The following is a 12924-nucleotide window of genomic DNA, read 5'->3' as shown; positions in this document are numbered from 1 at the left end:
TTATGCTTTATTCCATTTCATTGCTGTCATGCCTGAATTACCCGAAGTAGAAGTTACCCGTCGGGGCGTCGCGCCCTACCTTGAAAACGCCACCGTTACAGGCGTGCATCTGCGTCACAGCGGCTTGCGCTGGCCATTTCCTGCTGGTTTGCAGGAACTGCTGGTCGGCCAGCGTATTACCTCCACCGGCCGTCGCGGTAAGTATTTATTAATTCATTTCGCTCACGGTACCTTGATCGTCCACTTGGGTATGTCAGGTCATTTGCGCATCCTGCCACCGGGCATTACTCCACAAAAGCATGATCATTTTGATCTTGATGTCGGTGAGAAGGTGATGCGCATGACAGATCCACGTCGTTTTGGTGCGGTCCTTTGGCATGACGCAAACGAGGGTGACATTGAGGAACATATGTTGCTGCGCGGGCTTGGCGTGGAACCATTGCAGGGAAAATTCTCGGCGCACTGGTTGCACCAGCAAACGCGTAATCGCAGCGCACCAATAAAGCAGGTGTTGCTGGCGGGCGATATCGTGGTCGGGGTTGGTAATATTTACGCATCAGAGAGTCTTTTCAGAGCTGGTATTAACCCGAAAACCGCAGCCTCAAGAATCAGTCTTGCGCGCTATGACAAGTTGGCGCAGGCGATCCGTGAAATCCTCGCGGCGGCTATCGAGCAGGGTGGCAGCAGTTTGCGTGACTTCATTGCGGTCAATGGGCAATCCGGATATTTTCAGCAGAGTTATTTTGTGTATAACCGCACCGATCTGCCTTGCCGCGTGTGCGCCACGCCGATCAGACAAATCAAGCAAGGACAGCGCTCCACCTTTTACTGTGTCGTTTGTCAAAAATGAAGCGTGTACTCAAGCAATCCGATGCGGTATCGCCGCCATCGACAGACATAGCAAGTGAATTTGTTGATCCCAGCTTTTCGGCTGCCGTGATTGAATGGCAAAAGCAGCACGGTCGCCATGCACTGCCTTGGCAAAACACCCGTGACGCTTACCGTATCTGGCTCTCAGAAATCATGCTGCAGCAGACTCAGGTTACTGCTGTCATTCCGTATTACCTGAAATTTCTGGACAGTTTTCCAACGGTGCAGAGTTTGGCGGCAGCGCCGTCCGAGCTGGTCATGGCGCATTGGAGTGGATTGGGTTACTACACGCGCGCACGTAACCTGCATCGTTGCGCGCAACGCGTGGTTGATGAGTACGCGGGACGTTTCCCGAATGATCCGGAGTTGCTTGCCGATCTGCCTGGAATCGGACGGTCGACAGCGGCAGCAATTGCGGCTTTTTCTTACGGTAAACGCGCTGCGATTCTGGATGGGAATGTCAAGCGCGTCTTTGCCAGAGTCTTTGGTGTTGAGGGTTTTCCTGGTGCCAAACCGGTCGAGGACCAGTTGTGGCGGCGTGCCGTTGCCTTGTTGCCGGAAGCTGACATGGAGGCTTATACGCAGGGCTTGATGGATCTTGGTGCAACGCTTTGTGCGCGTGGCAAACCAGCGTGTGATCGGTGTCCCCTGCAGTATCGCTGCGTCGCATTGGCAAGCGGACGTACGGCTGAATTGCCCATACGCAAGCCAAAGAAGACTGTGCCCGAGAAGTCAGCTGTGATGCTGGTCATTTGCGCAGAAAATCAGGTATTGCTGGAGCAGCGCCCTGATAGTGGCATCTGGGGCGGCCTGCTCTCTTTGCCCGAGTTGCCGCTCAGCGTCAATGCGGATGATTTCGGTGTCGCGGTGGAAGAGGCTGTTGAACGTTTTGGCAGCGTTGCCGCATGTCGCAAGTTGCAGCCTTTTACGCATGTATTTACGCATTTCAAGCTACATGTTTCACCTTATCAGGTGATTCTGAAGCATCGTTATTCCGGAGTCGCCGAAGCGACGCACGTCTGGTATGCGTTTGAAAAACTATCAGATGCACCTCTACCGGCACCGGTCAAGAAGCTCTTGTTGGGTGTGCTACGCACAAATGATCTGCTGGGGTAAGCCTGCTCAGCTCAGTTGCAGGTGTCTGACAACGACATGCTCTTTGTCGGAAAAATAGTGCGCCAGCTTTTCAGCGATGAAGACGGAGCGATGTTGTCCACCCGTACAGCCGATCGCAACCGTGAGGTAGCTGCGGTTGTCTCGTTTGAATGCAGGTAGCCACTTTTCGACAAAATGACGGATGTCGTCATACAGTTCATCGACCTCTGGCAGCTCGCTCAGGAAGGTGGCAACGGCTGCATCTTTGCCGGTGAGTGGGCGTAGTTGCGGGTCGTAGTGCGGGTTGGGAAGGAACCTGACATCAAAGACCATGTCGGCATCCAGCGGCACCCCGAATTTGAATCCGAATGACTCAAACAGCAGGGTCAGTTTGCTTTCGGTACCGTTGATGAGCTCTTGAATCCAGCTTCGTAATTTGTTGGCGCTTAGATTGGATGTATCGATAACGTGGGCCAGGGATTGAATCCCGCTGAGCATTTCACGCTCCAGCTGAATACATTCGGTCAACGTTCGACGATAGTTGGGCTGTTGATTCGCCAAGGCGCGGTGCGACAAGGGGTGGCTGCGACGCGTTTCCGAGAAGCGCGTGATCAACGATTCGGTTGAAGCCGTCAGAAAAAACACCTTGACGTCATGCCCTTCATCCTTCAGGGACTGAATATCCTTGCCAAGTTCTGCGAGTGAGTCAGCGCTGCGGGCATCCGTTGCCACGGCCAACGTGGCGTCACCTTCCTTCAAGCGGGTTTCTACCAGGCTGCGCAGCAAGGCCGGCGGCAAGTTGTCCACGCAGAAGTAACCAGTGTCTTCCAGCATATGGAGTGCCACCGATTTGCCTGAGCCCGAGATGCCTGTGATAAGTACAATACGCATGAGTATGATGATACCTTATCTATAGCGGACTCGATGGTCAAACAACAACTGCCTATTCGCCATTCATGGCGCGCCGTTGACGCTCGATGAATTCCTTGAGCGTATCGATTCCACGCAGCTGCAGAATGGTGTTGCGGACGGCGGCCTCCAGCAGCACCGCAATATTGCGGCCAGCTGCAACGGGAATGACCACCTTGCGGATTGGTAAACCGAGAACGTCCTCGAACTGAGCATCCAACGGCAATCGTTCGTAATTCTCTTCCAGCGTGCTGCGGCGAACCAGATGTACGATCAGTTTCAGACGCATTTTGCGGCGTACCGCAGTTTCACCAAAAATGGCCTTGATATCGAGCAGGCCCAGTCCACGAACCTCCAGCAGATTCTGCAGCAAAGGCGGACAGCGTCCTTCAATCATGTTCGGTGCAATACGGGCAAATTCGACTGCGTCGTCGGCGACTAGTCCATGACTACGCGAGATCAATTCCAGACCTAATTCGCTTTTTCCCAGTCCGGATTCGCCAGTAATCAACACGCCAACTCCCAACACATCCATGAAGACGCCATGCATGGTGATTTGTTGCGCGAGCTTCTTTGACAGATAAACGCGTAGGTAATCAATGACCTGTGCCGCGGGCAAAGGCGTGGAGAACAGCGGGATATTTTTTTCGTCGCAGATCGACAGAATATCGGGCGGTGTTGCCAACCCTTGCGCAATAATGAATGCTGGCGGTTCTCCGGCAACCAGCTCAGCGGTCTGGTAGGCGCGAGAGGTATTGGACAGGCGCTGGTAGTACTCGGTTTCCTGATGACCAAATACCTGAATACGACCAGGGTGAATTAGATTCAAGTGCCCTACCTGATCGGCTGCAGAGGCAGCATCGCCGGAAATCAGTCGCTCACCGCCCGGAAACCCGGCGAACCAGCCCAGTTGGAGCGATTCACGATTCTCTTCGTATAGTTGTTGTATTGATAAAGCGGTAAATGCGGGCATGGTTATCCAGTGCGACGATGATTGTTGATGCCCTCAGTACACCTGTCCGGCAGTCACGCCATCAAGTAATCCGATTAATGCGTCTTTTCCAGCGAAGGTTGCCAGGTGACCAGCCGCGAATAGACGGAGGCCTGATCACCGTCGTTAATGAGTTCGGCACGAAAAGCGTTGTCGGAGAACATTTCGGCAATCTCCGAAAGAATTTCGAGATGCTGTTGCGTCACGTTGTCAGGAATCAGCAGGAAAATCAGTAGCTTGACTGGCTCACCGTCGGGGGACTCAAAGGGGATGGGCTCTGCCAGACGCATGAACAGCGCCAACGGAGCCTTCAGTCCTTTGATACGGCCGTGTGGCACTGCTACGCCATGCCCAAGCCCGGTCGAACCCAGGCGCTCACGTGCAAACAGGTTCTCGGATACGGTTGAGCGGGCAATGCCGCTATTATTTTCGAAAGTCAGCCCGGCTTGTTCGAATGCTCGTTTTTTGCTGGAGACTTCTAGATCCAGAATGACGTTCTCCGGATACAGGATTTTTGCAAGATTTGTCATGACACAAAAGAAAGGCGCTAGATAGGCTTTTGTGCAGGATTATAGGCTTCTTTGGGAGTAACGCAATGAATTCCGTTGTTGTCTTTTTGTTATCTTGCCCGACTGCAAACAAAGCTGAAAGTTACAGAGAAAGCCGCTAGTTGCAGCGGCTTTTCAGTCATTGCCATGGGTGTTGGTGCTAGCTGATTATCAAAGTTCGATGCGGCCAAAGACCAGCAATACATCGCCATTGTTCTTGCCAGAGAAGCGGGGAACATAGGAGAACATGAGTTTGACTCTTTTGGTACCGATCGATGCAACCGGCAGGGCGACTGGAAAAGGGACACTGTCAAAGTAATCCTGGCGACTCATCAGCATGGCTGTATAACCACCGCCCAGCTCCAGTGGTGTGTTCGGAATCTGATAGACCCATTCATAAGCGTAGCCTGCCATGTACTGGGGGTGATCGTGGGAATCCTTGATAACAAAGGCGTAGAGGGATTCATCATTGCCGCTATCATTGCGCAGGGTCTTGCCATAGCCGAGGCCCCATGCATGTTCGTTGAGTTGCGCCAGTTTTTCAGCCGTGTAGGTATGCCGGCCGTGATGAGCCAGGCCAGAAACATAGAGCGCGCCCTCGCCATTATCAACGATATTGTCGACCCGATTTTTGACGGATTGCCACCAGCTGAATTCATCACTTTCTTGCGCCATGGCTGAGTTTGAGAAGACGATCGCAGTCAGAAAGAGAAGACTGCCGAGAAGTAGTCGGCGAGTGAAAGCGTAAGTTAATGTGCGCATGGTTTAGCGTGGGCGTAGTTGAAATAATGTGGCGATAGGTACGTTGCCGTTTAATACTAAGTAATGCTGAGTTTTGGATTAAGCGCCGAACGGTTCAGGAAGGCTATGCGCTTCTGAGTGCCGTGTAGGTATGAAAGCTGGTTTCAGATGCTGTTGCAGCCAACTGGCTGTTGCACCAAAGCGTACGGATCAGGTTGCAATCATGGTATTAACGCGGCGTTGGACCGCATGATTGCATGGAAGTTTTTTGTGAGAAATCAGACTCGGCTGAAAAGCCGATAGTTTCGGGTTGTGGAGAGCTGTTATGCAGCCCCAGGCCGCATGGGGCCTGGGTGTTTCAGGTATATTTGTTTTGTAACAAAATCCCTGATTTAAGTCGTAATGTCCATCATTGCCGGGCGTTGCGGCTGTTAGTTGGTGCTTGCATCGCCGAAAAATTACTCCGCCATGGATTGATATCCAAGCCACCACGACGTGTGTAACGTGCATAGACCGATAATTTTTGCGGTCTGCATTGACGCAGGATATCAATGAAAATACGCTCTACACATTGCTCGTGAAACTCATTGTGTTCGCGAAAACCGATCAGATACTTCAATAAGCCTTCCTGATTGATCGGTGCGCCAACATAGTGAATCTGTACGCTGCCCCAGTCTGGTTGATTGGTCACCGGGCAATTCGACTTGAGCAGATGCGACAGCAAGCTTTGCTCAATCGGCGCTTCATCCTGTGCTGCCGACAGCAGCTGCGGGTCTGGATGGTGATCGACCACTTCAATATCCAGTCGATCCAGTAGCAAGCCGCTCAATTCACCCATGGATAACTGTTCAAATTGTTCCGGTGCGGTAAGCATGACCTGAACACCAGCACCGGCTGCGGCAGAGAGATCCTTCTGCAGCAACGCGATCAAGGCATCCTGACTTTCCAGTCGGGTCTGGTTAAACGAGTTCAGGTAAAGCTTGAAAGACTTTGACTCAATGATATTGGGCGAGTCTGCCGGGATCAGGAAAGTGGCAATCGCAATCTGCGGTTTGCCGCGCAGATTCAGCCACGATACTTCATAGGCATTCCAGATATCGACGCCAAAAAACGGCAGCGTTCCCTGCACGCCAAGCTCCTCCCGTTTGGGCTGGCGCGCAATCGGAAACAGCTGACTGGCATCATAGGTGCTGGGGTAGATGGAGGTCTTTCCCAGCAGTGAGGTTTCGGGAGAATTGGCGTGCATGTCAGATATCCACAGAGTCGGTATTAACCAAGGAAAAGTTTGTACAGGGGATTTTTGCTCTCGTCCCAATGACGATAGCCGAGATTATCGAGGAAGGCACGGAAGGTTTTCATCTCCTTCTTGGGTACCTGCAGCCCGACCAGAATGCGACCGACATCGCCACCTTGATTGCGATAGTGGAACAGGCTGATATTCCAGTTCGGATTCATGGTGTTGAGGAAGCGCATTAATGCACCGGGACGTTCCGGAAACTCGAAGCGATATAGCAGCTCATCCTTTGCTAGCGCGCTCTTGCCGCCAACCAGATGGCGAATGTGCACCTTGGCCAATTCATCGTGTGTCAGATCCAGTGTGCTAAAGCCTTGTTTTTCAAAGGTCTTGGCAATCTTGGCAGGTTCGTCGGCGCTGTCGGTCTGAATTCCGACAAAAATATGTGCCGATGTTGCATCGCTGATGCGGTAGTTGAATTCGGTCACGTTGCGAGGACCAACGGCTTCACAGAAGCGTTTGAAGCTACCATGCTCTTCGGGAATCGTGACGGCTAGGACGGCTTCGCGTGATTCGCCGACATCGGCCATTTCGGCAACAAAGCGCAAGCGGTCAAAATTCATATTGGCGCCACAGGCGATCGTGATTAGGGATTCATTGCGGATTGGCTTCTTGCTGTTTTTAGCGCGCTCAATATAAGCCTTGGCACCGGCAACGGCCAATGCGCCCGCTGGCTCAACAATGCTGCGGGTATCTTGGAAGATATCCTTGATCGCAGTACAGACGGCGTCGGTGTCAACCAGAATGATGTCGTCAACCAGCTCTTTGGTGATGCGGAAGGTTTCCTCGCCAACCAACTTCACGGCGGTACCGTCAGAGAACAAGCCGACATCGGGCAACGTGATGCGGCGACCAGCCTTGACGCTACGTGCCATGGCATCGGAATCCGTGGTCTGCACGCCGATGATCTTGATGTCCGGGCGCACTGCCTTGACGTAGGCGGCAATGCCCGAGATCAGGCCGCCACCGCCAATGGCGACAAAAATGGCATGGATAGGATCGGGATGCTGACGCAGTATTTCCATACCGACGGTGCCTTGACCTGCGATGACGTAGGGATCGTCAAAGGGATGCACAAAGGTCAGTTTCTGTTTCTTTTCAAGTATCAGCGCGTGTTGATAGGCATCCGTAAACGATTCTCCGGACAGCACAACCTCGCCGCCACGCGCTTTGACGGCATCAATCTTCACCTTCGGTGTCGTAGTGGGCATGACGATCACGGCCCGGCATCCCAGACGGGCTGCGGACAAGGCAACACCTTGCGCATGATTGCCGGCTGAGGCGCAAATGACGCCGCGCTTGAGTTGCGCAGGGGTCAGATGCGCCATCTTGTTGTAGGCGCCGCGCAGCTTGAAACTGAACACACTCTGCATATCCTCGCGCTTGAAGTAAATTCGGTTGCCGGTCCGTTGCGAGAGCGTATTGGCAAACTCCAGCGGCGTTTCAGTGGCAACGTCGTAGACGCGGGCGGTGAGGATTTTCTGCAAATAGTCAGTGGTCATAGTAGTTTCATGGCGCCACAGGCGCAGTTCAGATAAAGCGCTCCAGCTTGAGGGCCTGTGCTTGGCAGGCGGTTCTTCTGGGGCGCAACGGACTGGACATTATAATAGACGCCCATACTCACCCATCCTGCCGCTCTGCGCTTTTCCCTCGATGATTGAATCCGCTGTCCTCTGGTTGCTCAACATACTGGCTATTCCGACTGTTGGACTGACCTCTGTTTTCCTTATCAGCTTCGTATCAGCGACCTTGTTGCCGATGGGTTCCGAACCTGCTGTGTTCGCCGTTATCAAGGTCAATCCGAGTATGTTCTGGCCGGTGATTCTGGTAGCCACGGTGGGCAATACGCTGGGTGGCGTCGTGGACTATTGGATGGGTTACGTTGCCAAGCAGACTTTCGCGAAGGAACGGTCCAGCCGATGGTTTGGCTGGCTGGAGCGGTTTGGCCCAAAGACAATGCTGCTGGGCTGGATGCCTGGTATCGGTGACCCGATTTGCACGCTGGCAGGATGGCTCAAGCTGCCGTTTTGGCCGTCGGTGTTCTACATGGCGATCGGCAAGATCGTGCGCTACATCCTTATGACTTGGTTACTGCTCAATGTACCCGACGGATTCTGGCGTCAGGTCGGCGACTGGCTGGCCTGAAGTGTGTCGGGTTTAGCCCTTGCACTGGGCGTAGTCAGCCAGTGTCAGGGCGAGATTGTCGAGAAACTCCGTCATCGCAGATTGCAGCATTACGTTCTCCTTCAGGTTGGATTGCGGGCAGTGTTGCCTGGAGAGATGATAATTTATAACTATTAAAAAATATAAATTGATTGTTTAAATGGATGCAATACAGCTTTTATATTGCGCTGCGGAAATGTATTTCGTCGTTATTCGAATGCGTACTCGCAAAATCAGGGGCATTTCCTCGCTCCTGACGGCAATACGCTAAAATGCACCTCCGGCAGCAGATTTTTTCTACATTAATGAACGCCCCCGCCCACATTCAAGCTTTGCTCACTGATGCACCGCAAGGTGCCAGCCCCACGCGCTTGCGCGAAATTCCTTACAACTACACGTCGTTCTCTGACCGAGAAATCGTGATTCGCCTATTGGGTGAAGATGCTTGGCGCCTGCTCGATGAGCTGCGCGCCAAGCGGCAGACAGGACGATCTGCGCGCATGTTGTACGAAGTATTGGGCGATATCTGGGTGGTACGTCGTAACCCGTATCTGCAGGATGATCTGCTGGATAACCCCAAACGTCGCGCCGCGCTGATTGAGGCGCTTCAGCATCGCCTGTCCGAGGTCGACAAGCGTCGTATTGATGTGAGCCAGAGCGAAGCCGGCGATGCCGATGCTGCGCGCCGCAGCCACAATGTAGAAGTATTGTTGCAAGCAGCTAGGAAGGCGGTGGTCGCATTCTCTGAAGAATTCCGTCAGACCTATGACCTGCGCAAGCGCGCTACCAAGGTGCTTGGTCGCTATACTGCCAAGGACAATATCAAATTTGATGGCCTCTCGCGCGTCTCGCACGTGACCGATGCGACCGACTGGCGCGTCGAATATCCGTTCGTTGTGCTGACGCCGGATAGCGAAGACGAGATGGCTGGTCTGGTCAAGGCATGTATCGAACTGGGTTTGACCATCATCCCTCGCGGCGGTGGCACGGGCTACACTGGTGGTGCGATTCCACTAACACCGTTGTCAGCCGTCATTAATACCGAAAAGCTGGAGCAACTTGGCGCGGTTGAGATGGAGGTCTTGCCGGGCCTGGACAAGCCCTATGCCACCATCTACTCTGGAGCCGGTGTGGTCACCAAGCGCGTTTCGGATGCTGCTGAAAAGGCAGGATTTGTCTTTGCGGTTGATCCGACCTCGGCTGAAGCCTCCTGCATCGGCGGTAATGTTGCCATGAATGCCGGTGGCAAAAAGGCTGTGCTGTGGGGTACTGCACTCGATAATCTGGCCAGCTGGCGCATGGTGGATCCACAAGGTGACTGGCTGGAAGTGACACGGCTGGATCACAATCTGGGCAAGATTCACGACGTCGAAGTGGCGCGTTTCAAGCTGGAGTGGTCGCATCCAGGCGAAAAAGGTCAGAAGACTGAAGTCTTCAAGACAGAAATCCTCGAAATCGCTGGCCGTACTTTCCGCAAGGAAGGCTTGGGCAAGGACGTCACTGACAAATTCCTGGCTGGTTTGCCAGGGATCCAGAAAGAAGGTTGCGACGGCCTTATCACTTCGGCGCGTTGGATTCTGCACAAGATGCCCAAGCAGACACGTACCGTGTGCCTGGAGTTTTTCGGGCAGGCACGTGATGCCATTCCGTCGATTGTCGAAATCAAGAATTTCCTCGACGCCGAAACCCGCAAGGGCGGGGCGATCCTCGCCGGTCTGGAGCATCTGGACGAGCGTTATCTGCGCGCAGTCGGTTACGCCACCAAATCCAAGCGTGGCGTTTTGCCGAAGATGGTATTGATCGGCGATATCGTCGGTGACGATGAAAACGCGGTTGCACAGGCCGCCTCGGAAGTCATCCGCATGGCCAATAACCGCGTCGGTGAAGGCTTTGTGGCGATCAGCCCGGAAGCACGCAAGAAGTTCTGGCTCGACCGTTCACGTACGGCAGCGATTGCCAAGCACACCAATGCCTTCAAGATCAATGAAGATGTGGTGATCCCGCTCAATCGCATGGGCGAATACACCGACGGTATCGAACGCATCAATATTGAATTGTCGATCAAGAACAAGCTGCAGCTGCTCGACGAGTTGCAGACATTCTTTGCCAAGGGCAATCTGCCGCTGGGCAAGAGCGACGATGGCGAAGGTGAAGACATTCCCGCAGCTGAGATGCTGGAAGATCGTGTGCATCAGGCCGAAGATCTGTTGCGCCTGGCACATGCACGCTGGACCTATCTGCTGGCCAAGCTGGATTTGCCACTGCGCGAAGCGAAGACCCAACTGGTAGCGCTCGGACTGGATAAATTGCTGCCTGTATTTGAGCAACGCCTGCTGGATCAGCCTGATGCCACGCTGTTCCATGTGGTTCAGGATCGCACTGTACGCGTGTCCTGGAAGCAGGAAGTGCGCGCTTTGTTGCGCCAGGTATTCAGCGGTGCGGCATTCAAGCTGATTCTTGATGAATGCAATGCGATTCACAAGCGTGTGTTGCGTGGCCGTGTCTTTGTGGCACTCCATATGCATGCGGGTGACGGTAACGTCCATACCAATCTCCCGGTCAATTCCGATCACTACGCGATGTTGCAGGATGCGCATGAAGCCGTAGCGCGCATCATGACGCTGGCGCGTTCGCTGGACGGTGTGATTTCGGGTGAGCATGGCATCGGTATCACCAAGCTCGAATTCCTGACTGAGGATGAAATCAGCTCCTTCCGCGAATACAAGAAACGGATTGATCCAGAAGGTCGCTTCAACAAGGGCAAGCTGCTCAATCTGCCCGGCATGGAAGCTGATTTGCGCAATGCCTACACGCCATCTTTTGGTTTGATGGGCCACGAATCGCTGATCATGCAACAGAGCGATATCGGTGCCATTGCCAACAGCGTCAAAGATTGTCTGCGTTGTGGCAAGTGCAAACCAGTTTGCTCGACCCATGTGCCACGCGCCAATTTGCTGTATTCGCCGCGTAATAAAATTCTGGCGACCTCCTTGCTGGTTGAGGCTTTCCTCTATGAAGAGCAGACCCGTCGGGGTATCTCGGTCAAGCATTGGGAAGAATTCGAGGATGTGGCCGACCATTGCACGGTATGTCACAAGTGCGTCACGCCTTGCCCGGTGGATATCGACTTTGGCGATGTCTCCATGAACATGCGCAATCTGCTGCGCAAGATGGGACAGAAGTCGTTCAATCCCGGTACGACCGCTGCGATGTTCTTCCTTAATGCGACCGATCCGGCGACCATCAATGCGACGCGCAAGGTCATGACCGACTGGGGCTTCAAGGCGCAGCGTCTGGGAAATGATCTGCTTAAGAAGTTCGCCAGAAAGCAGACCCAGAAGCCGGCAGCAACGGTTGGCAAAGCGCCGATCAAGGAACAGGTGATTCATTTCATCAACAAGAAGATGCCCGGTAATCTCCCGAAGAAGACTGCGCGTGCCTTGTTGGATATTGAAGATGACAAGATCGTACCGATCATTCGCGACCCGAAGACAACCACGGCAGAGACTGAGGCAGTGTTTTATTTCCCGGGCTGCGGTTCGGAGCGCTTGTTCTCGCAAGTCGGTCTGGCCACGCAAGCGATGCTCTGGAATGTTGGCGTGCAAACCGTCTTGCCACCTGGTTATCTGTGCTGCGGTTATCCGCAACGTGGTTCGGGTGACTTCGAGAAGGCCGAGAAGATCATCACCGATAATCGCGTGCTGTTCCATCGCATGGCCAATACGCTCAATTATCTGGATATCAAGACCGTGGTGGTCTCGTGCGGTACTTGCTATGACCAACTGCAAGGCTATGAATTCGAGAAGATCTTCCCCGGTTGCCGCATCATCGACATCCATGAATATCTGCTCGAAAAAGGTGTTCGACTCGAAGGAGTGACCGGTACCCGCTACATGTATCACGATCCCTGCCATTCGCCGATGAAACTGCAGGATCCTCTGAAGACGGTCAATACCTTGATCACCACCGTTGATGCGCAAAAGATCGAGAAAAGCGATCGTTGCTGCGGCGAGTCTGGCACCTTTGGTGTGAGCCGCCCGGATGTGTCGACGCAGGTTCGCTTCCGCAAGGAGGAGGAAATGCGCAAGGGGGCTGACAAGGTGCGTGCAGATGGGTTCACAGGTGATGTGAAGGTCTTGACTTCTTGCCCATCGTGCTACCAGGGCTTGTCGCGTTACAACGAAGATTCGGGTACGCAGGCCGATTACATCGTGGTTGAGATGGCACGTCATCTGCTGGGTGAAAACTGGCTGCCCGACTACGTTGCCCGTGCCAATAACGGTGGCATTGAGCGCGTGCTGGTTTGACGTTGC

At 53.6% G+C, this 12924-nt stretch carries 10 protein-coding genes; 4 read left to right on the top strand and 6 right to left on the bottom strand.

Annotation, left to right across the window (positions count from 1 at the left end; translation table 11 throughout):
• Nucleotides 1–28: 28 nt before the first annotated feature.
• Nucleotides 29–850, top strand: coding sequence for a bifunctional DNA-formamidopyrimidine glycosylase/DNA-(apurinic or apyrimidinic site) lyase (gene mutM / locus FHW66_RS10195; protein ID WP_183379689.1), 822 nt, complete (start codon nt 29–31; stop codon nt 848–850).
• Nucleotides 847–1986, top strand: coding sequence for an A/G-specific adenine glycosylase (gene mutY, locus FHW66_RS10190; protein ID WP_183379688.1), 1140 nt, complete (start codon nt 847–849; stop codon nt 1984–1986). The genes mutM and mutY overlap by 4 nt, the downstream gene beginning before the upstream one ends.
• A gap of 6 nt (nt 1987–1992) precedes the next feature.
• Here mutY and rapZ read toward each other — a convergent pair whose 3' ends face one another.
• From rapZ to ilvA, 6 genes are all read right to left on the bottom strand, one after another.
• The gene (gene rapZ / locus FHW66_RS10185) at nt 1993–2856 is read right to left on the bottom strand and encodes an RNase adapter RapZ (RefSeq protein ID WP_183379687.1); all 864 of its coding nucleotides are present in this window, start codon (nt 2854–2856) and stop codon (nt 1993–1995) included.
• 52 nt (nt 2857–2908) lie between these two features.
• A complete protein-coding gene (gene hprK / locus FHW66_RS10180; protein ID WP_183379686.1) occupies nt 2909–3847 on the bottom strand; it encodes an HPr(Ser) kinase/phosphatase in 939 nt (312 codons plus the stop codon).
• Between the two features lie 74 nt (nt 3848–3921).
• A complete protein-coding gene (locus tag FHW66_RS10175) occupies nt 3922–4395 on the bottom strand; it encodes a PTS sugar transporter subunit IIA (RefSeq protein ID WP_183379685.1) in 474 nt (157 codons plus the stop codon).
• Between the two features lie 189 nt (nt 4396–4584).
• A complete protein-coding gene (locus tag FHW66_RS10170; protein ID WP_183379684.1) occupies nt 4585–5088 on the bottom strand; it encodes a hypothetical protein in 504 nt (167 codons plus the stop codon).
• Between the two features lie 475 nt (nt 5089–5563).
• Nucleotides 5564–6400, bottom strand: coding sequence for an NADPH-dependent 7-cyano-7-deazaguanine reductase QueF (gene queF, locus FHW66_RS10165; protein WP_183379683.1), 837 nt, complete (start codon nt 6398–6400; stop codon nt 5564–5566).
• 23 nt (nt 6401–6423) lie between these two features.
• The gene (ilvA, locus tag FHW66_RS10160) at nt 6424–7950 is read right to left on the bottom strand and encodes a threonine ammonia-lyase, biosynthetic (protein WP_183379682.1); all 1527 of its coding nucleotides are present in this window, start codon (nt 7948–7950) and stop codon (nt 6424–6426) included.
• 151 nt (nt 7951–8101) lie between these two features.
• On the opposite strand from ilvA, the gene FHW66_RS10155 reads away from it, so the two are divergent.
• Nucleotides 8102–8593, top strand: a complete 492-nt coding sequence (locus FHW66_RS10155; protein WP_183379681.1) for a YqaA family protein — start codon at nt 8102–8104, stop codon at nt 8591–8593.
• A 323-nt stretch (nt 8594–8916) separates the two neighbouring features.
• A complete protein-coding gene (locus FHW66_RS10150) occupies nt 8917–12918 on the top strand; it encodes an FAD/FMN-binding oxidoreductase (protein ID WP_183379680.1) in 4002 nt (1333 codons plus the stop codon).
• The last annotated feature ends 6 nt before the right edge of the window (nt 12919–12924 follow it).

Source organism: Herbaspirillum sp. Sphag64 (assembly GCF_014192645.1).
Classification (GTDB): Bacteria; Pseudomonadota; Gammaproteobacteria; order Burkholderiales; family Burkholderiaceae_D; genus Herbaspirillum.
Note: the sequence above shows the minus strand (reverse complement) of the source record. Positions and strands in the feature narration are given on the sequence as shown.